Here is a 23,225-nt window from a genome sequence, read left to right as displayed (position 1 = left end):
CCCGCCCCCCCCCCCCCCCCCCCCCCCCCCCGACGGTGAGCCGGAAGCCGGCCCGTGAGAGGAATCAGTACACGCTGACGGCTTCGCCGATGTAGAGCAGCTTGGAGCCGATGAGGAAGTCCTGTGCGGCGCAGGACATGCGGCAGCAACCGTGGGAGGCGGGGTAGGCCGGGATGTCGTTGGAGCCGTGCAGGGCGATGCCGCCGTTGAAGTAGAACGGGCGGTAGAGGCCACCGAGGGCGCCGTAGTCCCAGCCGGAGGTGACGGAGCGGTACGTCTTGTATTCACCGGAGGGCGTGACGGCCTTGATGCGTCGGCCGTAGTAGGTGAAGGTCTGGCCGTTGCCGGTCGAGGTGTTGAAGTTGTACTTGACGGAGCCGCCGCGCACGACCATGACGATCTGGCGGCTCTTGTCTACCTCGATGCGGTTGCCGCCGCGACGGCTGCTTGGACGGACGCCGCGGTTCAGCGCATCCCATGAGCGGGCGCCGACGACGCCGTCGCGGGCGAGGCCTGCGACCTTCTGCACGGCGAGGACTGCCTGCTTGGTCTGGGCGCCGAAGGCGCCGTCGGGGTTGCCGCACCAATAGCCGAGGGCGTTGAGGCGCTTCTGGAGGGTGGTGACCGCGCTGCCCTTGCTGCCGGTCTGCAGGACGGGGTTCGCGGCGGACGCCGTGCCCGAGCCGATGAGGCCGACGACGGCGAGCGTGCCGGTGGCGCCGGCGCCGGTGACGATGGCGCGGCGGCTGATTTCGTGGTGCTGCATGTCACTTTCCCTTCGATCGAGATCGTGGTGAGCGATCTGGGCTCTGGCGCGGCCCGTGTACGTCTGGGACGCGCGCCGGCCGATCTCGGTTTCCCCCCCGGCTCGTCGTGAGTCGTGCAGAATCCGTACCGGTTCACCGATTCCTCATCATGCCAGAGGTCGTGGTAATGGGGGCGGGCTCGACGGCGGCGTCCTGCGCCGCGATGCGCAGCTGCCGACGGGCGGGTGGGGATCGTTCTCCGCGTCGTTGCAGGGGTGCGACGCAGTCTCACAAGAGCTGCGGGCCTCGGCTCACGGCGATTCGCGCCCGTCGTTCGCAACGAAATCGTGATGAAACAATGAGGGTATGACTGCCGCGAAGCCTGCCACCGACCGTCTTGTCACCGAGGCCCTCGCCAAGTCGGGGTTGCTGTGGATCACCTCGACTGCCGGCTCGGCGCCGGTCTGGCACGTCCACCTCGCCGGGGTCGCGTACACGGTGAGCGGCCCGGGCGAGCAGTTCTCCCCCGAGCACCTCGGCCGCGTCGAGGTGGTGGCGCGTTCGAAGGAGTCCCGCGCTCGCCTCGTCTCCTTCGAGGCGGACGCCGACGTCATCACGCCCGAGGACGAGGTGTGGGAGGTCGCGACATTCGCCCTCAAGGCCGGGCGGCTCAACGCGCCGGCCCACGACATCGTCGCGCGCTGGGCGCAGGAGTGCCGTGTCACGCGCTTCACCCCCGACCTGGCGACGGTGGTGCTGCGCGGTGAGCGCCTTGATGCGCCGGCGCAAGATGACGCAGAGACCTCGGCCACTGCGGAGGCGGAGGAGACCACGTCCCGGCCGGCGCCGGCAGCAGCGAGAGCGGCGTCCGGGTCGAGAGCGACGCCCGCGAAGAATGCCGCGGCAGGTGCCTCCCCGGAGGCGCAGACGAGCCCCGCCGCGGCGCAGAGCGCTCCCGCGGCCGATCTCGGCACGAGCGCGCCGGGCGAACCGCGCCCCGCCGCTGCCGCCGCGGAGCGTGAGCACCGCGCCGCCGTGCGTGCCGAGGAGGCGACGCCGGAACCCGGCGGGTCCAGCAAGCCCGCCGACCCAGCGAACGCCCAACCGGGCGTCGATAGGGTGAACCCGTGAGCACCCGTGTCTTCGTCGCCCGTCTCGTCGGCCTCACCGTCTTCGACCCTCTCGGCGACCGCGTCGGGCGGGTGCGTGACGTCGTCGTCGTGTTCGGCAAGAACCCGAGCCCGCGCGTCATCGGCCTCGTCGTCGAGGTCGTGCAGCGGCGCCGCGTGTTCCTGCCGCTGACGCGCGTGACGTCGATCGATGCGGGCAAGGTCATCACGACGGGCCTGGTCAACATGCGCCGCTTCGAGCAGCGTCACAACGAGACGCTCGTATGCGCCGAACTCTTCGACCGCCAGGTGACGGTCCGCGAGCCGGACGGCGAGACGTTCACCGGCACCGTCGAGGACATGGCGATGGAGCAGAACCAGCGTCGCGACTGGGACATGACGAAGGTGTTCGTCCGTGCGCAGGAGCAGTCGTCGGGCGCCTCGCGCGCCATGCACCGTCTGACGCGTCGGCGCACCGGATCGACCAGCCTGCACGACATCCGCGATGTCTACGGCCTCAACCGGCAGCACACCGAGCAGTCGGCTGAGCGGCTGCTCGAGACGTACGACGACCTGCGCGTCGAGGATCTTGCCGAGGTCATCCACGACCTGACGCCGAAGCGTCGCGCCGAGGTGGCGCGCGCCCTCGACGACGGCACGCTCGCCGATCTACTCGAAGAGTTGCCCGAGGACGACCAGGTCGAGATCATTGCCGCCCTCGACACCGAGCGCGCGGCCGACGTCCTCGAGGCGATGGAGCCCGACGACGCCGTCGACCTGCTCGGTGATCTGCCGCCCGAGACGGCCGAGGATCTGCTGCAGCGCATGGAGCCGGCCGACGCCGCTCCCCTGCGCCGGCTGCTCACGTACGACGAGAACACCGCGGGTGGTCTCATGACGACCGAACCGGCCATCCTGGGCCCGGAGGCGACGATCGCCGAGGCCCTCGCCGTCGTGCGCCGTGAAGAGGTCGCGCCGGCGCTCGCGTCGGCCGTGTTCGTCGTGCGCCCGCCGCTCGAGGTGCCGACGGGGCGCTTCCTCGGCATGGTGCACACGCAGCGGCTGCTGCGCGAACCGCCGCACACGTCGCTCGGCAACGTCGTCGACTCGACCGTCGACCCGGTCAACGTCGACGCGCCGCTCGGCGAGGTGACGCGCACCCTCGCGCAGTACAACCTCGTGTCGCTGCCGGTCGTCGACGACGACGGGCGCCTGCTCGGCGCGGTCACCGTCGATGACGTGCTCGACCACATCCTTCCCGAGGACTGGCGCGAGGAGCGCCATGACTTCCGCCAGGACAAGACCTTTCCGGGGGTGACGCAGTGAGCCGCGAAGTGGGTTCGCGCCGTGAGCGCGGGCGTGACGAGAAGCGGGACGAGCGTCGCGACGCCAAGGAATCCCGGGAGGAATCGCGTCGCAAGGAGGCATTGAAGGAGGCGCGTCGGGACTCACGCGACGAACGCGACGCCGCCGGCCGCCTCGATCAGCCGCAGGAGAAGCGGGCGCGCGTGCTGCCACGCATCGACCTCGACTCCGAGGGCTTCGGCGTCGCGAGCGAGAAGTTCGCGCGCTACATGGGTACGGCGAACTTCCTCATCCTGATGTCGGGCTTCATCATCATCTACGTGGTGGTCAACATGACGCCACTGAAGTTCGACGAGTACCCGTTCGTCTTCCTCACGCTCCTGCTGTCGCTGCAGGCCTCGTACGCGGCGCCGCTCATCCTGCTCGCGCAGAACCGTCAGGACGATCGCGACCGCGTCGCCATCGAACAGGATCGCTCGCGCGACGAGCGCAACCTCGCCGACACCGAGTTCCTCACCCGAGAGGTCGCCTCGCTGCGCCTCGCGATGCGTGAGACGGCGACGCGTGACTTCGTGCGCTCCGAGCTGCGTTCGCTGCTCGAGGAGATGGAGGAGCGCGGCATGCTCGCCATGCCCGATGCCGAGGACGACGATGCCGGCTCGTCGAAGCAGGAGAAGAAGGCCGCGAAGAAGCAGGCCAAGAAGGACGCGTGCCCGGAGGCATAAGGGCGCGAGTGCCCGGGTGGACGTGACTCAGGCCACTCACTACCACGCCGTACGATGGAGGGCATGACCACCCCCACTCTCGACGCCATCGGCGCTGCCCTGGCGACCGTGGAGGATCCGGAGATCCACAAGCCCATCACCGAACTCGGCATGGTCGAGTCGGTCGATGTCTCCGAGTCCGGCCACGTCGCCGTCACCATCCTCCTGACGATCGCGGGCTGCCCGCTCAAGGCGAAGCTTACGGAGGACACGACGAAGGCCGTGATGGCCGTCGACGGTGTCACGGGCGTCCAGGTGAACCTCGGCGTGATGAACGATGAGCAGCGCAAGAACCTGCGCGAGCAGCTCAAGGGCTCCTCCCCCGAACGTGAGATCCCGTTCGCCAAGCCCGGTTCGATGACGCGCGTGTACGCCGTCGCGTCCGGCAAGGGCGGCGTCGGCAAGTCGTCCGTGACGACGAACCTCGCCGCCGCGCTCGCCGAGCAGGGCCTCAAGGTCGGCGTCGTCGACGCCGACATCTACGGCTTCTCCGTGCCGCGCATGCTCGGCGTCGCGCACCGCCCGACGCAGGTCGACGACATGATCCTGCCGCCCGAGGCGCACGACGTGAAGGTCATCTCGATCGGCATGTTCGTGCCCGGCAACCAGCCCGTCGTGTGGCGCGGCCCGATGCTGCACCGCGCGCTCCAGCAGTTCCTCGCCGACGTGTTCTGGGGCGACCTCGACGTCCTCCTGCTCGACCTGCCGCCCGGCACAGGCGACATCGCGATCTCCGTCGCGCAGCTCATCCCGACCGCCGAGATCCTCGTCGTGACGACGCCGCAGCAGGCCGCCGCCGAGGTCGCCGAGCGCGCCGGTGCGATCGCCCTGCAGACGAAGCAGCGCGTCGCCGGCGTCATCGAGAACATGTCGTGGCTCGAGCTGCCCGACGGCACGCGCCAGGAGATCTTCGGCGCGGGCGGCGGCGCCACCGTCGCCGAATCGCTGACGCAGTCAATCGGCGCGCCCGTCGAGCTGCTCGGCCAGATCCCGCTCGACACGACCCTGCGTGAGGGCGCCGACCACGGCATCCCCGTCGTCGTCGGCCACCCCGACGCGCCCGCCGCCGTCGCCCTGCGCGGCATCGCCAAGGGCCTCGGCACGCGCGCTCGCGGCCTCGCCGGACGCAGCCTCGGGCTGACGCCGAGTACCAAGCTGTGAGTTGACGCGCCGCTCGCGCACAGCGAGCACACCGACGAGAGCCGCAACCCTGCACGTCAGGGTTGCGGCTCTCGTCGGTGTGCGCGGAAGCTGAAACTCCCCCGCGAGGTCGGTCAGCGCTCGACCGGCACCGGTTCGGTCGAGCTCAGGTGGCGTCGTCGTCGAAGGGCGTGACGCGGTCGGGGTGGTATTCGGCAGTGACGAGGGAGCGCGGGGCGGCCGGCACGCCGTAGGCGTCCTCACCGCCGGTGCCCTCCGCTCCGATCCCTCCGGCCCCGACGCCGTCGGCTCCGCTATCGCTGCTGTATGCAGCTGCGCCGGCCGCACCCACGGCGCCCGCCGCTGTCGCGCCGGTCGACTGCGCGGTGCGCTCTCTCAGCCCGATCTCGCCCGCGATGTCGGCGTCGGGATCGTCGAACAGCGCCTCGCGCACGATCTTGCGCGGGTCGTACTGGCGGGGGTCGTACTGGCGCCAGTCGACGTCCTGGAACTCGGGGCCCATCTCCGTCTTGAGCTGCGTCTTCGCTCCCTCGGCCATCTCCCGCGCGGTGCGGATGAACGTGCGCAGCTTGTCGACATAACCCGGCAACCGCTTCGGCCCGATGAGCACGAGAGCGATGATGACGATGATGATGAATTCGCCCGAGTTGATGTCGATGAATGGAATGTTCACGCGTACGTCACCCCTGCGAACTCGCTCATGGGGCCATTCTGCCTGATCCGGCGCGACTCACCGTCACCCGCTCACCGTGCGTGACCTCGCGGCTGCCCGCGACATCGATCGTCGGGGGCGCGATCCTGTCGCTTCCGACGCTCGCCATGCGGCTGCGCTCCGGCGCCATCGGCGCGGAATGCGACGGTGTGACGAGCACGAACGCGCCCACGCATGCCGCGGTCGAGCCGAGGCCCGCGAGACCCGCGACGAGCCCCGCCCGCACGTTCGAGCGGCGCCGGCGCGCTGCCGGGTGCTGGCGCGTGGCATCCTGCCACGCGATCTCGTCCTCCCGGGAACCAGCCGCAGCGCGGTGGGGCGCCGCCTCCAGCACCATGGCCTCGTCGGCGCAGGAGCCAGGCGCCGCTGACGGCGGCCGCGACGCGCACTCCGGCGCCAGAGCGAGCAGCCCTGCGACGAGGGAAGCATGACGGTCGGGGTCGACGGGCACCGCGCGCACCTCACGGACGATGGCGCGTTCCGCGTCGACGTCACGGCGGCACACCGAGCACACGAGCAGGTGGCGCGCCGCGCACCGCATCGACACCGCGTCGAGTCTGCCGTCGACGTACAGGTCGATGGCTTCGCCCAGGTGCCCCGAGCGATACCGGCGGATCACGTGAGCCCCACGGCCGGGCGTCGCGTGAGCCCCTCCTTCGCGGCCTGGACGACGCTACGACGTCGCGCCTCACGAGCGGCGGGCGAGCGATGCGCGAGCGACTCGCGCAGGGCGGCCCGGCCGCGGTGGATGCGTGAACGCACCGTGCCGAGCTTCAGTCCGAGAGTCTGGGCGATCTCCTCGTACGTGAGGCCCTCGATGTCGCACAGCACGACCGCCGCGCGGAAGTCGGGGGCCAGCGCGTCGAGCGCGCGCTGCACGTCGTCGTCCAACTGCGCGTCGAGGACGACCTGCTCGGGCCCGGCCGCTCCGGAGGGCAGCCGGCCGTCGGCGTCGTCGGCCAGGGCGTCGAAGCGGATGCGCTGCTTGCGGCGCATGCGATCGAGGAACATGTTCGTCGTGATGCGGTGCAGCCAGCCCTCGAAGGTGCCGGGACGGTACGAACCGAGCGAATTGAACACGCGCACGAAGACGTCGTGCGTCAGGTCCTCTGCGTCGTGGACGTTGCCGGTGAGGCGGTAGGCGAGTCGGTAGACGCGCGCACTGTGCTCGGTGACGATCTCCTCCCACGTCGGCGGCTGCCAGCCAGGCGGCGCCTGCTCGGCGACATGCACACGCGAGCGCGTGTTGACGGGGTGAACGGGGTCGGCAACTGCGCCCCGGGGGTTCGACATCGACATGGGTCCTCCCGACCGCATCTCGGCGCTGGCGCGCCGCGAGCATTCATTATCCCCGGCATGCCTGTGGACTTGCTGAGGGACCCGCCGGCTGGCCGCCTCGTGCGGCTGAGGCCCAGTTGCGTTCAGAATTCGTGGGGCCCATTGCGGATGCTGCATTCTCGTCGCGCATTCCGAACGCTGCCCTGCTGCTGAGACGTCGAGCGCCTCGGGCCGCGGAGCTCGACGGCCGTCATCCGCGCACAGTGGGCTGCACAGGGGCTGGCGCCGCACTGCGCGCAGAGTCGGCTGCACTGGGCCTGGAGCCGCCATCGGCGCACAGCCGCGTGCCGACCCACGGATCGGGTGGGGCTGCGAGCGCCCCTAGGATGTCCCCCATGACCAGTTTCAAGCCCGCGAGCTGGGCGTACGCCGAGGATTTCGCCGACGAGCCCCAGCACATCGAGGCTGCCCGCATCCAGGGCGAGCACCTCGGCGCCACCCCGGTGACGAGCGCCGCGGGCGCTGCCCTGCGCATGCTCGCGGCGTCGACGGCGGCGCGCACCGTCGTCGAGATCGGCACGGGCGCCGGTTCGTCCGGGCTGTGGCTGCTCGACGGCATGCCGGCTGACGGGGTGCTCACCACGATCGACATCAGCATGGAACACCAGCGCGCCGCCCGCGCGGCGTACCAGCGCGCGGGTTACCCGCCCCAGCGCACCCGCATCATCTCCGGCAGCGCCCTGACGGTGCTGCCGCGCCTTGCGGATGCCGCCTACGACCTCGTCCTCGTCGACGGTGAGAAGGACGAATACCCCGCGTACGTCGAGCAGGCGCTGCGTCTCGTGCGGCGCGGCGGCGTCATCGTCCTCGACAACATGCTGTGGCATGACCGCGTCGCCGACCCCGCGGTGCGCGACGAGACGACGAAGCGTCTGCGCGCCCTCGGCAAGGAGCTGCGCGAACGTGACGACCTGCTCACGACGCTCCTGCCCGTCGGCGACGGCCTCCTCGTCTGCGTCAAACGCTGACGCCGGCCTGCGCGCCCTCTGCGACGAGTTGCGCGGGCACGAGGCGCGCCAAGCGCTGTCGCCCGCCTGCTCACCCTCGGCCACGAGTTGCGCAAACAGGAGTGGCGGCACACAGCGCGGCTGCCTGTCGCGCTGCCACCCAGCCGCCGGCGCTGGCACGACGCGAACAGGCGCCTCATCCCCGGAGGGATGAGGCGCCTGTTTCGAGCGGTGCGTGACGAACGCGTCAGCCGACGCAGTCGGTGATCGCGGCGCCGAGGGCCTTGGCCTCGTCGGCGTTCATCTCGACGACGAGACGTCCGCCGCCTTCGAGCGGCATGCGCAGCAGGATGCTGCGGCCTTCCTTCGCGACCTCAAGGGGACCGTCACCGGTCCGCGGCTTCATCGCTGCCATGGGTTGACCCCTTTCGAGAACGCGCCACACGGCGCGCTAGGTTCTGCCACATCGTCGAAGCGTGCCGCGATCCTCCGTCGCGCCGAACACGACTCCCCGCTCTCGCAAGGGGGCCGGTGTGCTCGTCGATCAGCTTGTTACCCACCATTATTGCGCGTCCTGCCAGGCAGACGAAATCCATGTGTGAAACTCGTCACCATGTCTGCCACCTCTGAAGTTCTCGTCGACGTGAGCGACGGCGTCGCCACCGTCACGCTCGACCGCCCCGACTCGCTCAACTCACTGACCGACACGAGCAAGACCGCGCTGCTCGCCGCCGTCAGGCAGGTCGCCGACGATGCGTCGATCCGAGCCCTCGTCCTGACGGGGGCCGGGCGCGGATTCTGCGTCGGCCAGGATCTGCGCGAGCACGCCGAGCAGCTCGGTGCCGGGTCGAAGGGCCCGTTCGAATCGGTGTCGCGCTACTACAACCCGATCGCGACGACGCTCGCGCAGATGCCGAAGCCCGTCATCGCCGCCGTCAACGGCGTGGCGGCAGGCGCCGGGTTGTCGCTCGCGATGCTGGCCGACTTCCGGATCGCCGCGCCCACGGCCAAGTTCACGACGGCGTTCGCGGGCATCGGGCTCAGCTGCGACACGGGCGCGAGCTGGAGCCTGCAGCGACTCGTCGGCTCGGCCCGCGCGCGCGAACTGCTCTTCGATGCGCGGACGATCGACGCCGACGAGGCCCTGCGCATCGGCCTGGTCAACCGCATCGAGGACGACGCCCTCGCCGCAGCGCAGTCATGGGCGGCCCGACTCGCGGCCGGCCCGACCCTCGCCTACGCCGCGATGCGCGATGCGCTCGAATTCGCGTCGAACCACTCGCTGGTGGAGTCGTTGGCCCACGAGGAGCCGCTCATGATCCGCACGGGATCGAGCGACGATCACCGACGCGCCGTCGACGCCTTCCTCACCAAGCAGCCCCCGACCTTCGAGGGCCGCTGACCCATCGGCGATGTTCCTCCACATTCGCCTACGGCGACGGCGGCCCGTCGCTCCCTCCGTTCGCAGGCTGGGGCTCCCAGAGCCGCGCGAAGGGCACCCTGTGTCTGACGGTCGCCCCCGCCGGTAGTCTGGGGTGCCGAGGGGGTGCCGAGCGACGGTCCCTAGGGGGCACGGCACAGATTGCCTGCGTTCGGCGCGCACCCCCGCCGTCAACCTGATGCTCGGAGGGCTCACGCCGACGACGCAGCCGTCTCACGTTTGACCCGGCGACGGCGCCGGGCACCGGGCGCCTCGACCTCACCCCGCCAGACGTTCGATGGCGTCGCCGGCAACACACCCTGCTGCGTGGTCGTTGACGTACCCGCACGCCTGCATGAGCGAGTAGCAGGTCGTAGGTCCGACGTGCGCGAAGCCGCGCCGTTTCAGTTCTTTCGCGAGCGCGGTCGACTCGTCCGACGACCCGACGACGTCCGCCACGGTCGCCGGGCGCTCGTGCGCCGCAGGCGGGAAGGTGTCGATGAGCGCCTCGAGCCCACCGTCGGCACGCAGCTCGACGACGGCGCGCGCGTTCATCACCGCAGCCTCGATCTTGCGGCGATTACGCACGATCGAGGCATCGCCCATCAACCGCTCGACATCGGCGGCCCCGAGCGCCGCCACGGCATCCGGCTCGAACCCGACGAAGGCCGCCCGGAACGCCTCACGCTTGCGCAGGATCGTCAGCCAGGACAACCCCGACTGGAACGACTCGAGCGTCAGCCGCTCGAACAGTTCCCGCTCACCGCGCACCCGTCGCCCCCATTCGTCGTCGTGGTAGGCGACGTAATCTGGTGCGCTCGTGGCCCATGCGCAGCGGGCGACACCGTCGTCACCGACGATGAGCAGGCTCATGCGTGGCGGTCGCTCGACGACTCCCGCGACGCCGCGTGCCGGCCTCCCGGCTCATCACTGCCAACTGGCTCATCGCCCTTGTCGAGCGCCACGGCCTCGCGCGCCGCGGTCTCAGACGCCTCGTCCTCGCGCTCGTGCCCGAGCGAGCGGCGCCCGCGACGCCGGAACTGGACGATCTCGGCCGCCTCGTCACCGGCCGGGCGGCTACGAGACGCACCCTCCGCGTCGGCCACGGCGTCAGGGCGAGCCGTCGTGGCGCGCGCACCGTCGGGCTTCTCGCCGAGCTGCGATTCCAACTCACCGATCTCTTCGAACAGGCGGTCGAGCACCGCGTCGACCTGACCCATGTTGTACCCGCGCAGTGCCTGGTCGAAACGAACGGCGTCCACGCCCTGTGCGCCCAGGGGGCCGGGCGGCAACTCGAACGATGACGTGCTGCTCGGGCCCGACATCGAGTCGACGCCGATGCGTCCGGCGAGAACCGCGACGAGCGCCCCGATGATGACGATCAGGACGACGATGAGGACGATCATCATGATGGTGCTCCTCAGGCCTCGACGGGACGCTCGCCCGCGCGAGCGGCGCGGTGAGCGTCACGGATGAACGCGATGGCTTCTTCTGCGGTGTCGACGATGACCATGCGGTCGACGTCGCGCTCGGAGATCATGCCCTCGGCGAGCACCGTCGCGCGCAACCATTCGCGCAGCGGGCTCCAGAACGCGGTGCCGACGAGCACGATCGGGTAGTGCGTCACCTTCTGCGTCTGCACGAGCGTGATCGCCTCGAACATCTCGTCAAGCGTCCCCACACCGCCCGGCAGCACGATGGCGCCCTGCGTGTACTTGACGAACACCGTCTTGCGCACGAAGAAGTAGCGGAAGTTCACGCCGAGGTTGACGAAGCGGTTGAGCCCCGTCTCGAAGGGCAGTTCGATGCCGAGCCCGACGGACGTGCCGCCTGACTCGAAGGCGCCCTTGTTCGCGGCCTCCATCGCGCCCGGGCCCCCGCCGGTGACGACGGCGAAGCCCTCCTTGACCAGGGCGCGCCCCACCTGCTCGCCCACGGCGTACGCCGGATGCTCGGACTTGAGCCGCGCCGAGCCGAACACGCTGATGGCGGGCCCCAGCTCGGCGAGCGCGCCGAAGCCCTCGACGAACTCGGCCTGGATACGCATGACGCGCCATGGGTCGGTGTGGACCCAGTCCGCCTCGAAGTTCGAGTCGAGCAGTCGCTGGTCGGTCGTCGTGCGCGGCACGTGCTTGCCGCGCAGCGTGACCGCACCCTTGTGGTAGTCGTGCTCGGGGCCGGCCTTGCGGCGTTCTGCCTCGTCACGGCGGGCCGCGAGACCCGAATCGGCAACCGGGCCGGGCTGCGACGCGACGTCGACCATCTCCTCGCTCCCGCGGGCGCTACGCGCGTCGCGCTCGTCGTCGTGGTGCGCCATCAGGCCAGCCATCCCTTGAGCAGCTCGAGCGCGGTGACGATCTGATCCTCGGGGCACCACTCGTCGTCCATGTGGGCGACGTTCGGGTCCCCGGGGCCGAAGTTGACCGCAGGCACGCCGACGGCGGAAAAGCGCGCGACGTCCGTCCACCCCTCCTTCGCGACGACAGGCAGGCCGAGCGCGTCGACGAACGCCTTCGCCGCCGGGCGGTCGAGACCGGGACGGGCGCCCCCGGCGAGATCGTCGCACTCGATGTCGAAACCATCGAAGAACGTCGTGACGTACGCGAGCGCGTCCTCGGCGCTCTTGTCCGGCGCGAAGCGGTAGTTCACCGTCACCGTGCACGCGTCGGGGATGACGTTGCCCGCGATGCCGCCGGAGATGTTCACCGCGTTGAGGCCCTCGTGGTAGTCGAGACCGTCGACGGTGACCGTCTGCGGTTCGTACTCACGCAACCGGTTGAGGATGTCGGCAGCCTTGTGGATGGCGTTGTCACCCTTCCAGGGCCGCGCCGAGTGGGCGGCGATTCCCTTGGTGCGCACGTGAACCCGCAGCGTCCCCTTGCAGCCGCCCTCGATACCGCCGTTGGTCGGCTCGAGCAGGACGGCGAACGCGGCCCCCTCGAGCAGCTCCGGTCGGGTGCGCGCAATGCGCCCCAGACCGTTGTGCTGATCCTCGATCTCCTCGCCCTCGTAGAAGACGAAGGTGATGTCGCGGTTCGGCTCCGTCAGTTCTTTGGCGATCTTGAGCTGGACGGACACCCCGCCCTTCATGTCGGTCGTGCCGCGCCCGTGCAGCTTGCCGCCGACACGCTTGACGGGCAGGTTGGCGGGATCCTTCGTCAGCGGCACCGTGTCGATGTGGCCGGCGAGGACGATGCGTTCGTCACGCCCCAGGTTCGTGCGGGCGACGATCGTGTTGCCGTCGCGTACGACGTCGAGGTGGTCGAGCGTCGCGAGCTCGGCCTCGATCGCGTCGGCGAGGTTCTTCTCATCGAGAGAGACCGACTCGATGTTGCACACCGATTCGGTGAGCGCGACGACGTCCTGCGTCAGGTCCAGAGAAGCCATGCCCACACCCTATGACCCGTCGCCGACAACCGTGGCACGGGAGAGGAACGTCCATCGCCCGGGGAGCGAATGTGTGCGCGAATCGCAGACGAGTCGGCCCGCCACCCGGACGAGCCCACCCACAGCCGCGAACCCCTCGGTAGCCTGGGCGGCATGACTGATGCACGCACCGCCTGGGGCTACGGCCTCGCCACCGTGACCGCCGACGGCACCACGCTCGACACGTGGTACCCCTCCCCCGCGCTCGGCACGCCCGACGACGCCACCAAGGCTCCGTCCGCGCTCACCGCCCTCGAGACGAAGGACGACGCGCGCACGGTGACGACGAAGGTCGTGCGCACCGTCATCGACCTCGACGCCGCCCCGGACGACGTTCCCGACGCGTACCTGCGCCTGCATCTGCTCAGCCACCGCCTCGTGCTGCCGAACACCATCAACCTCGACGGCATCTTCGGCCGGCTCGCCAACGTGGTGTGGACGAACTTCGGCCCGTGCGCCGTCGACGACTTCGAGATGACGCGCGCGCGTCTGCGTCAGCGTGGCCCCGTCAGCGTCTTCAGCATCGACAAGTTCCCGCGCATGACCGACTACGTCACGCCCAGCGGTGTCCGCGTCGCCGACGCCGACCGCGTGCGTCTCGGCGCCCACCTCGCCGAGGGCACGACCGTCATGCAGGAGGGTTTCGTCAACTTCAACGCCGGCACGCTCGGGCACTCCATGGTCGAGGGGCGTATCACGCAGGGCGTCGTCGTCGGCGACGGCTCCGACATCGGCGGCGGCGCCTCGATCATGGGCACCCTGTCGGGCGGCGGCACGCAGCGCGTCAGCCTCGGCGAACGCTGCCTGCTCGGCGCCGAATCGGGCCTCGGCATTGCGCTCGGTGACGACTGCGTCGTCGAGGCCGGCCTCTACCTCACCGCCGGCACCAAGGTGACGATGCCCGACGGCACCGTCACCAAGGCCGTCGAGCTCTCCGGTGGCGCCAACATGCTCTTCCTGCGCAACTCCGAGACGGGCGCCGTCGAGTGCCGCGCCCGCGCCGGCAGGGGCATCGAGCTCAACGCGGACCTGCACAAGAACTGACGCCACAGGCGGGCATGCGGGGTCGCGACCATCCGAGCCGCGGCGCCTCGCGGCATTTCATCACCCGTTCAACCCCACGGACCGTCAGCCAGGCGTCACACTGTGAGCGCCCCACGCACGAGGAGACGACGATGACGAGCCACCCCGACCGAACGCACCTGAGCGGCCCGACCCCACGCGAGGACCTGCGGGAGCTGCACGAGACGCGGGTGCCCGTCAGCGAGCGCGACCAGGTCCGCGAGAGTGGCTTCGACGCCTACTCGGCGCCGGATCTGCAGGCCGCGTCGTCGATGAGCGGCGCGAGCAGGATGCAGCGCATCGTCGCTCTTTTCCTGCTGCTGGGCCTGCTCGCGACGTTCGGGATCGCGTTCATCGGCTGACGCCCGCCGCTCGCCGCTGCGACCAATCGAACCCAGCGCGCGCTCTTGCGTGGGGCGACGCCCCCCGTCCCTGACGCGGGGAAGGCCGTCGTACCGGCCGGACGTCAGGCATGAGAGAGGGGCTGCTCACCCTCGATGGTGAACAGCCCCTTCGTCCGACGGTGCGAACGCGATCAGCGCCGCGCCGGCGTCACTTCGTCGGGTAGTCGCGCTCGGTCGCGCCGACGTACACCTGACGCGGACGGCCGATCTTCTTCGCCGCGTCCTTGTTCTGCTCACGCCACTGCGCGATCCAGCCGGGCATGCGGCCGATGGCGAACAGGACGGTGAACATGTTCGTCGGGAAGCCCATCGACTTGTATATGAGACCCGTGTAGAAGTCGACGTTCGGGTACAGCTTGCGCTGCACGAAGTAGTCGTCCTTCAGCGCGCGCTCCTCGAGGCCCATGGCGAGCTCGAGCTGCTCGTCCTTGCCGTTCTTCTCAAGGATCGAGTGCGTCGCCTTCTTGACGATGGCGGCGCGCGGGTCGTAGCTCTTGTAGACGCGGTGGCCGAAGCCCATGAGCTTCACGCCGTCGACCTTGTTCTTCACCTTGTCCATGAAGTCCTCGGCCGAGTCGCCCGTCGACTGGATCTTCTCGAGCATCTCGAGAACAGCAGAGTTCGCGCCACCGTGCAGCGGGCCCGAGAGGGCGCCGATGCCGGCGGTGATCGACTGAAACAGGTCCGCCTCGGCGGAACCGACCATGCGGACGGTCGAGGCCGAGCAGTTCTGCTCGTGGTCGCCGTGCAGCGTGAAGAGCATGTCGAGCGCATCGGCGGTGGCCTGGTCGACGTCGCCGCCGAACATCATGTGCAGGAAGTTCTCGACGTACCCGAGCGAGGCGTCGGGCGCGATGAACGACTCACCGATCGACTTGCGGTACGAGTACGCGGCAAGCGTCGGGACGGCGCCCAGCAGGACGGCCGTCGCCTGGTCGATCGCGGCGTCGTCCTTCACCGACAGCGCGTCGGCGTAGTACGTGCCGAGCGCCGGGACGACGGAGGCGAGGATCAGCATCGGGTGCGCGCCCTTGGGGAACGCGTCGAAGATCTTCTCCAGGCCCTCGGGCAGGACAGACGCCTTCGCGACGGCCTGGGTGATCTCGTCGAGACGAGCCTGCGACGGCAGCTCACCGTCGATGAGGAGCGCGGCGACCTCGAGGAACGAGGCGTTCTCCGCGACCTGGTCGATGGGGTAACCGCGGTAGCGCAGGATGCCCTGGTCACCGTCGATGTAGGTGATGGCGGACTTGCACGACGCGGTGTTGACGAAGCCGACGTCGAGGGTGACGTTGCCCGTCTCCTTCATGAGCGCCGAGATGTCGTAGCCGCTGCAGCCCTCGACGGCCTCGACGATCGGGAACTCGAGTTCCTTGTCGTCGGCCGTGAACGTGGCGTTGCCCTGAGAAGTCATGTGGGTTTTCCTCCTTGCGGACCGGCAGGGGTGTACCGGGTTAGCGAATGAGACGTTACCTGAGAATTTCCGCTGCTTTTAATCCGCTACCACCGGGTAGAGTAAAAACTTTGACTCTCCGTCAACCCGCTGTGAGGCGCCTCACAGCGGCGTCGATCCGTTCGTCGGTGGCCGTCAGCGCGATGCGGACGTGCTGCTCGTCCGCGACGCCGTAGAAGTCGCCCGGCGCAGCGAGGATGCCGAGCTCGGCGAGCGCGTCGATCGACTCGCGGCAGGGGCGTCCCTGCGTCGCCCACAGGTACAGACCGGCCTCGGAATCGTCGATCCGCCAGCCTGCCGCCTCCAGCGCAGGTTTGAGAGCGGCGCGGCGGCGCGCGTAGATCGCCTTCTGGGCGGCCACGTGGGCGTCGTCCTCGACCGCCGTCTTGAGCACCCGCTGCACCGGCCACGGCACGATCATGCCGGCGTGCTTGCGGACGTCGACGAGCTGCTTGACGATCGCTGGGTCACCCGCGACGAAGCTGGCTCGGTATCCGGCAAGGCTTGACTGCTTGCTCAGGGAGTACACCGACAGCAGCCCGGTGTGATCTCCACCGCACACGCGGTCGTCGAGGATGCTCGGGGCGCTCAGCTGCCCCGCCTCGCCGGCGCCGTCACGCCAGTCGAGCTCGGCGTAGCACTCGTCGCTCGCGACGATGACGCCACGCGCGCGTGCCCAGTCGACGACCTTCTTGAGGTGCTCGACACCGAGAACCTTGCCGTTCGGGTTGCCGGGGCTGTTCATCCACAGCAGCTCCGGCGCCTGCGGCCCGAACTCGGTGAGGCCCCGCATCGGACGCGGCGTCGCGCCCGCGAGGCGAGCGCCGACGTCGTACGTCGGGTAGGCGACCTCGGGAAAGGCGACGACGTCCCCGGCGCCCAGGCCGAGCAGCGTCGGGAGCCACGCGACCAGTTCTTTAGAACCGACCGTGGGCATGACGCCGTCGGGGTCGACGTGGCTCGCGTTGCGGCGGCGTGCGTACCAGGCGGCGATAGCCTCACGCAGATCGGGGGTCCCCCATACCTGCGGGTATCCGTGGGCGTCGGCGTTGGCCGCGAGTGCGTCCTGCAGGATCTGCGGCGTCGGATCGACGGGCGTGCCGACGCTGAGGTCGACGATGCCGTCAGGGTGCTCACTCGCGCGCGCCTTGGCCGCGGCCAGCGAATCCCAGGGGAAGTCAGGAAGGTTGAGCGCCATGCCGCCATTCTCGCACCTGCCACCGACATCCCCACCCTGCCCGAACCCCCGCGCCGCCAGGGCCGCGTGCCCATCGGCGAACGGCGTCCACTCCTGCGATCTTCGTCACCATTCGCGATTTCCGTCCATCTCTGCGAACCGCCTCCCCCGCTGCGATCTTCGTCCACTGTCGCGATTTTCGTCCATCTTCGCGGTCGACCCCCGTGCCGCGGCGACGACGTAAATGTGGACGACAATCGCCGATGTGGACAGGAATCGCCGGAGGGGACGTAGATCGCGAAGGTGGACGTAGATCGCAGATGGGTGCGGGACACGACGAACCCCCGCACGAGCCGTCAGCAGCTCGCGCGGGGGTTCGATTGGCGCGGGGTTCGAAAGGGCAGGATTCTGTTGGCGCGAGCGAGGTTCGCGTGCAGGCACGCAAGCGCCCAGCACCTTTGGGGCACAGACGTCGGCCTGCCGGTCCTCGTCAGGCCTCACCGTCCGTCAGCCCTGCCCACCACCCCTGGTCGTCAGTCCTGGTTCTGCGGAGGCAGGACAGCGATGATCGGGTGATCCTTCTTGATGACGCCCATCTTGGCGGCGCCACCGGGCGAGCCGAGGTCGTCGAAGAACTCGACGTTGGCCTTGTAGTAGTCGGCCCACTCCTCGGGCGTGTCGTCCTCGTAGTAGATGGCCTCGACGGGGCACACCGGCTCGCACGCGCCGCAGTCGACGCACTCGTCGGGGTGGATGTAGAGCGAACGCTCACCCTCGTAGATGCAGTCGACGGGGCACTCTTCGATGCAGGCCTTGTCCTTGACATCGACACAGGGCTGGGCGATGACGTACGTCACGGGTAGCTCCTCGGTGGTCGCGTTGCGCCCGCCGGCCGACCCGTGCAGAGGCGAGATGCGGACAGCGAACGTTCTTGGTATCCGAGCGTCACGGTGCGATGTTCGGATGGTTGCCTCCTAGTATGCCGATGTGCGCGACTCCGCCGAAAACAAGCCCACCCTTGCTTCCACCCTGCGAGAGGGCGCACGGGTCATGATTCGCCGGCGGCTGACAGCCGGCGAGATCGCCGCCGCCGCAGGCACGCTCGACGCGAACGCGACCCTGACGGACATCGTCGGCACCGTCCGCTCCGTCGACGTTGGCCATGTCGTCGTCGACACCCGGCGCGGCGAGGTGCGCGTCGCCATCACGCACATCGTGACGGCGAAGGCGCTCGGCCCACGCCCCGGCCGGCGTGGCGCGCCGCATCGCGCGGTCTCCGTCGAGGATCTCGAAGAGCTCATGACGGACGGCTGGCCGCCCCACGAACGTGAGTGGTTCGGACGCTGGATGCTGCGGGCTGCCGGCGGTTACACCGGGCGTGCCAACTCGGCTCTCGTCCTCGGCGAACCCGGCCCGTCGACGGCCGACTCGCTTGCCACCGTTCGACGCTGGTACGACGCTCGAGCGCTGCCGCCCCTGATCCAGGTGCCTCTCTCACCCGGCTTCTCGGCCGACGACGACCCCCTCGTCCAGGAGGCCACCACTCTCGGCTGGGAGGCGCTCCGCCCGGTACGTGTCATGACGGCCGCGAGCGCCGACGTCGCTGCGGCTGCGCGGCGCACGTCGACCAGCTCGATGCGCACGAACGTCTCCCCCGCCCTCGACGACGCGTGGTGGTCGCTCGCCGATGACCGGGCCCGCACGCACGAGAGCGACGCCCGGCGCGTCCTGGAGGGCTCCGAGAAGCAGGTCTTCCTCGCGCTCACGCCGCCCGTTGACACGGACGGCATCACCTCCGGTGCGGCGGGCGCGCCCTCGGGAGCCGTCGCCCACGCTCGCCTGGCGCTGTCGCCGGGATGGGCCGGAGTGTTCGCCCTCGCCACCCGCCCCGACGCCCGCCGTCAGGGCCTCGCACGACAACTCCTGCGCGCCTGCGCCGACGAAGCGCTCCGCGCCGACGCCTCGTCGATGTACCTGCAGGTCGCCGCCGACAACGCACCGGCCATCGCTCTGTACGAATCGCTCGGCTTCACGACGCACCACAGGTACGTCTACCTCCAGCCGAACTGACCACCGAGGCACCGGCCTCCGCGATCATCGCCCGGAAACGCGTCGCGCACGACGCGAATCCGGTCAGAGATCCACGCGCGCAGGCAGGGCGATGCCTCGAGAGACGCCGTTGACCCCCTGCCTGCACTCAGGGCTCAGACGCCCTGACCACCTTGAGCGTCGTCGAGCAACTGCGCGAGGTGGATGCCGCGACGTTCGGTGAGGTCGGCGATCTGGGTGCGGCACGAGAACCCATCGGCGAGCAGCGCAGCGTCGGGCTTGGCGTCCATCGCCGGCAGCAGCTGTTGTTCGGCGACCTTGACGCTCACCTCGTAGTGCCCCTGCTCGACGCCGAAGTTGCCTGCGAGGCCGCAGCATCCGCCGAGTTGCTGCAAGTTGGCGCCGGCGTCGCGCAACAGCGCCGCATCGGGTGACCACCCCATGACGCCGTGGTGGTGACAGTGCGGCTGCGCGACCACGTCGACACCGGACAGGTCGGGCGCCGTCCACCGGTCGTCACCGGCGAGGAACTCCGCGAGCGTCGACGTCGAGCGCGCCACCAGCGCGGCGTCCTCGTCGCCGGGCAGTAGCTCGGCGGCGTCACCGCGCAGCACGGCCGTGCACGACGGTTCGAGCCCGATGACGGGCACGTGACGACGCGCGACGGGCGCGAGGTCGCCGATCAACCCGCGCAGTTGCTTCTTCGCCCCGTCGAGCTGGCCCGTGGAGATCCACGTCAGACCGCAACAGCCGGCGCGTTCTACGACGAACGGTTCCCAGCCTGCGCGCCGCAGCACACGAACCGCGGCCTGACCGACCTCGGGCGAGAAATGGTCGGTGAACGTGTCGACCATGATGACGACGGCGTTCTCCGGCACCACGCCACGACGGTCGGCGTCCTCGAAGAACCCGACATCGTTCGTGCGGCACCAGTCACGGAACGACTCACGCGCCAATGACGGCACCGAGCGTCGCGGATCGACGCCGGCGAGCTTCTTGAGCACCGGCACCTTGCCCGTCACCGCGAGCGCCAGGTTGAACACGCCGGACGCCTTGTGTCCCAACCGAACCCAGCGCGGAAGCTGCCCCAACGCGTAGTGAGAGCGCGGACGCACGCGCCCCTTGTACGTCTGATGCAACACCTCCGACTTGAACGCGGGCATGTCGATACCCGTCGGGCAGTCCGATGTGCAGCCCTTGCACGACAGGCACAGATCGAGCGCCTCGTGCACCTCCGGCGAGCGCCAACCGTCGTTGACGAAACCGCCGGAGAGCCCGCCCTGCACCATCTCCTGCAGCAGCCGCGCGCGTCCGCGCGTCGAGTCCTTCTCGTCACCGGTCGCCGCGTAGCTCGGGCACATGACGTTCGTCGTCCCGATCGTGCTCGCGCGGCACTTGCCGATGCCGGTGCAGCGGTGGACGGCGCGCGCGAAGTCGCCGCCGTCATGCGCGTACGCGAGTGCGAGGTCCTTCGTCAGTGGCGGTACGTGCGCCATGCGGACGTCGGCCGCCGCCGGCGCGGGATCGACGAGGACGCCCGGGTTGAGCAGGTTCGTCGGGTCGAAGATCTCCTTGACGCCGGCGAACAACGCGAGCGCCTGCGACGAGTACATCGAGCTGAGGTACTCGCTGCGGGCGCGCCCGTCGCCGTGCTCACCGGACATCGACCCGCCGTAGCGCGCCACGAGCTGCGCCGACTCGTCGAGGAATTCGTGCAGCACCTGCGTGCCGCCCGGCGCGCTGAGCGGAAAGTCGATGCGGATGTGCAGGCACCCGTCGCCGAAGTGTCCATACGGCAACCCGGAGAGGTCGTAAGTGTCGAGCAACGCGTCGAAGTCACGCAGGTACGTGCCAAGCTTTTCGGGCGGGACGGCGGCGTCCTCCCAGCCGGGCCACGCGGGCAGGTCCTTCGGCGAGCGCCCCGCAAGGCCGGCGCCGTCCTCACGCACCTTCCACAGCGCACTCGTCTCCGCGGCGTCGAGCACGACGCGCCCGTCGATCGCCCCGCAGCCGACGAGACACGCCTCGGCGCGCGCGAGCACCTCGTCGCGATCGTCGCCGGCGATCTCGACGAGCAGCCACCCCGACCCCTTCGGCAGCGCCGGGACGGCCTGCGCGCCGCGTCGCGCGATGAGGACGTCGACGAGCCGCCGGTCGATGCCCTCGCACGCCGTCGGCGTGAACTGACGCACGAGCGGCGCGGCGTCACCGGCGGCCGGCATGTCGTCGTAGCCGAGGACGACGAGGATGCGGAACGCCGGTTCCGTCACGAGCCCGACAGTGGCCTCCGTCAGCACCCCGAGCGTGCCCTCGGTGCCGGCCATGAAGCGTGTGACGTCGAACCCGCGTTCCGGCAGCAGCGTCTCCATCGCGTAGCCGGAGACCTGACGATCGAAGCGCCCGAACTCCTGCCGGATCGTCGCGAGGTTCGCGCCGACGAGGTCGTCGAGGCGCCCGAGGTAGGGGTGCGCGGCGGTCAGCGCGTCGCGCGACGCCCCGTGATCGAGGCGCACGAGCTCGCCCCCGGCCGTCGCCATCTCGAGCGAGAGCAGGTTGTCGCTCGTCTTGCCATACGCGAACGCCCGCGACCCGCACGCGTTGTTGCCGATCATCCCGCCGATCGTGCATCGCGTGTGCGACGACGGGTCCGGCCCGAAGCGCACCCCGTGCGGCAGTACCGCGCGCTGCAGGCTCTGATGCACCGCGCCGGGTTCGACGACGGCGCGCCGGTTCGCGACGTCGAGGTCGAGCACCTTGTTCATGTGCGTGCTGAAATCCATGACGATGCCGGGCCCGACGGCGTTGCCGGCGCATGACGTGCCCGCGCCGCGTGCGGTGATCGGCACGCCCAGACTGCGCGCGACGGCGAGGGTCTCGAGCACGTCATCGGTGTGGCGCGGACGCACGATCGCGCGCGGCAGCACGCGGTACAGGCTCGCGTCGCTCGAGTACGCGGCACGCTCGACACCGCTGACGAGGACGTCGGTGACCTCGTGATGACGCAGCTCGTGCGCGATGCGCCCGACGTCGATCGTGGCGGCATGCGCCGTGACGTCGGCGGCGGGCGTGAACGGGATGCTCGGCGTACTCACGCGTTCATTGTGCCGCGCCGCCCCTGGGCGCGTCGGGCAGCGTCGCAGATCAAGACAGGCCCCGGGTTGGTACGGCACAGTGGCGTCATGACGACCGCGACGCACGAAGCTACTGTCGAACAGACCTCCCTGACCACCGATGACGGCCTGACGCTCGCCGCGACGTGGCACCGACTCGCCGTCTCGTCGGCTGACGAATCGTCGGCTGGCGACTCGTCTGACGAAGGCATGCCGACCGGCCGCACGCCGAAGCGTCCCGTCGTCATCGCGGTGCACGGCTACCCTGACGACCAGCGGGTCTGGGACGCGATGATCCCCCACCTCATCCCGCGCGCCGACGTCCTCACCTACGACACCCGCGGGTCGGGCCGTTCCGACGCGCCGCCGTCACGCGACGGCTACGCCCTCGACAAGTTGCGCCGCGACGTCGATCGGGCCGTCACCGCAGCCGCCGAGAACGGGCATGAGGTCCATCTGCTCGCCCACGACTGGGGTTCGATCCAGGCCTGGCAGGCCGTGACGGACGACGGCGCGGCCTCCTGCGTCAGCAGCTTCACGACGATCTCGGGCCCATGTCTCGATCATGCGTCGCGCTGGATGCACGCGATGGCCCGTGGTTCGACCCACGATCGTCTGCTCCTCGCGCAGCAGGCCGCGTCGTCGACGTACATCGCGTTCTTCCAGACCCCGCTGCTTCCGGAACTCGCCATCCGCAGCGGCGCGTTCGGGCGGCTGTTGCAGCGCGGCGACGGCGCCGAGCGCGAGCGCCGCGACATGCTCGACGGCCTCGAGCTGTACCGCGCCAACATGGGGCTGCGTCGGCACGGCTCCAGCGCGGACGCGACCTCCGGGCCTCGTCGCACCGACGTGCCGACTCAGATCGTCGTGCCGACGAAGGACCGCTACGTCCGCGAACCCATCGCTACGTACGGCGCAGCCTACGCCGCGACGGCCCGCGTGCGGCCTCTCGACGCCGGGCACTGGGCCGTGCGCTCGCACGCCGGCGACGTCGCCGACCTCGTCATCGAGCACGCGGGCCTGTAAGACCGGCGCGCCGACA

The 23,225-nt window shown here is 69.9% G+C and carries 23 protein-coding genes; 10 read left to right on the top strand and 13 right to left on the bottom strand.

What is annotated here, in order from left to right; genetic code table 11:
• Nucleotides 1-64: 64 nt before the first annotated feature.
• Nucleotides 65-766 carry a L,D-transpeptidase family protein gene (locus AC1RS9_RS01450; RefSeq protein WP_473957362.1) on the bottom strand — a complete coding sequence of 234 codons (702 nt, stop codon included), beginning with the start codon at nt 764-766 and terminating at the stop codon, nt 65-67.
• Nucleotides 767-1,112: 346 nt separating this feature from the next.
• Between AC1RS9_RS01450 and AC1RS9_RS01445 the strand changes: the two genes are divergently transcribed.
• The 4 genes from AC1RS9_RS01445 (at nt 1,113) to AC1RS9_RS01430 (ending at nt 5,085) form a co-directional block, all read left to right on the top strand.
• A complete protein-coding gene (locus AC1RS9_RS01445) occupies nt 1,113-1,877 on the top strand; it encodes a hypothetical protein (RefSeq protein WP_062257083.1) in 765 nt (254 codons plus the stop codon).
• Nucleotides 1,874-3,181: a magnesium transporter MgtE N-terminal domain-containing protein gene (locus AC1RS9_RS01440; RefSeq protein WP_492920268.1), complete on the top strand. Its 1,308-nt coding sequence runs from the start codon at nt 1,874-1,876 to the stop codon at nt 3,179-3,181. The genes AC1RS9_RS01445 and AC1RS9_RS01440 overlap by 4 nt, the downstream gene beginning before the upstream one ends.
• Nucleotides 3,178-3,885, top strand: coding sequence for a DUF1003 domain-containing protein (locus tag AC1RS9_RS01435; protein ID WP_370447730.1), 708 nt, complete (start codon nt 3,178-3,180; stop codon nt 3,883-3,885). The genes AC1RS9_RS01440 and AC1RS9_RS01435 overlap by 4 nt, the downstream gene beginning before the upstream one ends.
• Nucleotides 3,886-3,948: 63 nt before the next feature.
• Nucleotides 3,949-5,085: an Mrp/NBP35 family ATP-binding protein gene (locus AC1RS9_RS01430; protein ID WP_006947406.1), complete on the top strand. Its 1,137-nt coding sequence runs from the start codon at nt 3,949-3,951 to the stop codon at nt 5,083-5,085.
• Nucleotides 5,086-5,230: 145 nt separating this feature from the next.
• Here AC1RS9_RS01430 and AC1RS9_RS01425 read toward each other — a convergent pair whose 3' ends face one another.
• From AC1RS9_RS01425 to sigE, 3 genes are read right to left on the bottom strand one after another with little or no spacing between them, the layout of a single operon-like run.
• Complete coding sequence (locus tag AC1RS9_RS01425; RefSeq protein ID WP_074040392.1) at nt 5,231-5,758, bottom strand: twin-arginine translocase TatA/TatE family subunit; 528 nt, start codon at nt 5,756-5,758, stop codon at nt 5,231-5,233.
• A gap of 25 nt (nt 5,759-5,783) precedes the next feature.
• Entirely contained in the window at nt 5,784-6,416 is a 633-nt protein-coding gene (locus AC1RS9_RS01420; protein ID WP_062257077.1) for an anti-sigma factor, read from the bottom strand.
• Nucleotides 6,413-7,096, bottom strand: coding sequence for an RNA polymerase sigma factor SigE (gene sigE / locus AC1RS9_RS01415; RefSeq protein WP_006947438.1), 684 nt, complete (start codon nt 7,094-7,096; stop codon nt 6,413-6,415). The genes AC1RS9_RS01420 and sigE overlap by 4 nt, the downstream gene beginning before the upstream one ends.
• A gap of 374 nt (nt 7,097-7,470) precedes the next feature.
• Between sigE and AC1RS9_RS01410 the strand changes: the two genes are divergently transcribed.
• Complete coding sequence (locus AC1RS9_RS01410) at nt 7,471-8,103, top strand: O-methyltransferase (RefSeq protein ID WP_038567255.1); 633 nt, start codon at nt 7,471-7,473, stop codon at nt 8,101-8,103.
• Nucleotides 8,104-8,329: 226 nt separating this feature from the next.
• Here the strand turns inward: AC1RS9_RS01410 and AC1RS9_RS01405 are convergent, their stop codons facing one another.
• Entirely contained in the window at nt 8,330-8,497 is a 168-nt protein-coding gene (locus AC1RS9_RS01405) for a DUF3117 domain-containing protein (RefSeq protein ID WP_006947428.1), read from the bottom strand.
• A gap of 198 nt (nt 8,498-8,695) precedes the next feature.
• On the opposite strand from AC1RS9_RS01405, the gene AC1RS9_RS01400 reads away from it, so the two are divergent.
• Nucleotides 8,696-9,484: an enoyl-CoA hydratase-related protein gene (locus tag AC1RS9_RS01400; RefSeq protein WP_040015157.1), complete on the top strand. Its 789-nt coding sequence runs from the start codon at nt 8,696-8,698 to the stop codon at nt 9,482-9,484.
• A gap of 297 nt (nt 9,485-9,781) precedes the next feature.
• Here AC1RS9_RS01400 and AC1RS9_RS01395 read toward each other — a convergent pair whose 3' ends face one another.
• From AC1RS9_RS01395 to dapE, 4 genes are read right to left on the bottom strand one after another with little or no spacing between them, the layout of a single operon-like run.
• Entirely contained in the window at nt 9,782-10,375 is a 594-nt protein-coding gene (locus AC1RS9_RS01395) for a DNA-3-methyladenine glycosylase I (protein WP_062257075.1), read from the bottom strand.
• The gene (locus AC1RS9_RS01390; protein WP_006947425.1) at nt 10,372-10,911 is read right to left on the bottom strand and encodes a DivIVA domain-containing protein; all 540 of its coding nucleotides are present in this window, start codon (nt 10,909-10,911) and stop codon (nt 10,372-10,374) included. Before AC1RS9_RS01390 ends, AC1RS9_RS01395 begins: the two co-directional genes overlap by 4 nt.
• A gap of 11 nt (nt 10,912-10,922) precedes the next feature.
• On the bottom strand, nt 10,923-11,819 hold the full coding sequence (locus AC1RS9_RS01385) for an LOG family protein (RefSeq protein ID WP_243754982.1): 897 nt from the start codon (nt 11,817-11,819) through the stop codon (nt 10,923-10,925).
• Nucleotides 11,819-12,889 carry a succinyl-diaminopimelate desuccinylase gene (gene dapE / locus AC1RS9_RS01380; RefSeq protein ID WP_074040388.1) on the bottom strand — a complete coding sequence of 357 codons (1,071 nt, stop codon included), beginning with the start codon at nt 12,887-12,889 and terminating at the stop codon, nt 11,819-11,821. Before dapE ends, AC1RS9_RS01385 begins: the two co-directional genes overlap by 1 nt.
• Nucleotides 12,890-13,042: 153 nt before the next feature.
• Between dapE and dapD the strand changes: the two genes are divergently transcribed.
• A complete protein-coding gene (gene dapD / locus AC1RS9_RS01375) occupies nt 13,043-13,972 on the top strand; it encodes a 2,3,4,5-tetrahydropyridine-2,6-dicarboxylate N-succinyltransferase (RefSeq protein ID WP_062257071.1) in 930 nt (309 codons plus the stop codon).
• A gap of 131 nt (nt 13,973-14,103) precedes the next feature.
• Nucleotides 14,104-14,352: a hypothetical protein gene (locus tag AC1RS9_RS01370; protein WP_074040387.1), complete on the top strand. Its 249-nt coding sequence runs from the start codon at nt 14,104-14,106 to the stop codon at nt 14,350-14,352.
• Nucleotides 14,353-14,542: 190 nt separating this feature from the next.
• Here AC1RS9_RS01370 and AC1RS9_RS01365 read toward each other — a convergent pair whose 3' ends face one another.
• The 3 genes from AC1RS9_RS01365 to fdxA all read right to left on the bottom strand — a co-directional run bounded on the left by AC1RS9_RS01365 (nt 14,543) and on the right by fdxA (nt 17,881).
• Complete coding sequence (locus tag AC1RS9_RS01365; RefSeq protein WP_006947473.1) at nt 14,543-15,808, bottom strand: citrate synthase; 1,266 nt, start codon at nt 15,806-15,808, stop codon at nt 14,543-14,545.
• Between the two features lie 121 nt (nt 15,809-15,929).
• Nucleotides 15,930-17,045, bottom strand: coding sequence for a succinyldiaminopimelate transaminase (gene dapC / locus AC1RS9_RS01360; protein ID WP_492920262.1), 1,116 nt, complete (start codon nt 17,043-17,045; stop codon nt 15,930-15,932).
• A gap of 512 nt (nt 17,046-17,557) precedes the next feature.
• Nucleotides 17,558-17,881 carry a ferredoxin gene (gene fdxA / locus AC1RS9_RS01355; protein ID WP_006947414.1) on the bottom strand — a complete coding sequence of 108 codons (324 nt, stop codon included), beginning with the start codon at nt 17,879-17,881 and terminating at the stop codon, nt 17,558-17,560.
• A 193-nt stretch (nt 17,882-18,074) separates the two neighbouring features.
• Between fdxA and AC1RS9_RS01350 the strand changes: the two genes are divergently transcribed.
• Nucleotides 18,075-19,094 (top strand): GNAT family N-acetyltransferase, encoded by a 1,020-nt coding sequence (locus AC1RS9_RS01350; protein WP_074040385.1) that lies wholly within the window; start codon nt 18,075-18,077, stop codon nt 19,092-19,094.
• A 134-nt stretch (nt 19,095-19,228) separates the two neighbouring features.
• On the opposite strand, the gene AC1RS9_RS01345 is transcribed toward AC1RS9_RS01350, so the two are convergent.
• Nucleotides 19,229-22,165, bottom strand: a complete 2,937-nt coding sequence (locus AC1RS9_RS01345) for an FAD-binding and (Fe-S)-binding domain-containing protein (protein WP_473957373.1) — start codon at nt 22,163-22,165, stop codon at nt 19,229-19,231.
• Nucleotides 22,166-22,252: 87 nt separating this feature from the next.
• On the opposite strand from AC1RS9_RS01345, the gene AC1RS9_RS01340 reads away from it, so the two are divergent.
• The gene (locus AC1RS9_RS01340; protein WP_074040384.1) at nt 22,253-23,209 is read left to right on the top strand and encodes an alpha/beta fold hydrolase; all 957 of its coding nucleotides are present in this window, start codon (nt 22,253-22,255) and stop codon (nt 23,207-23,209) included.
• Nucleotides 23,210-23,225: the final 16 nt, after the last annotated feature.

The organism is Dermacoccus sp. MPR-E5 (assembly GCF_058809565.1).
This window is presented reverse-complemented; position numbering and strand designations above follow the sequence as displayed.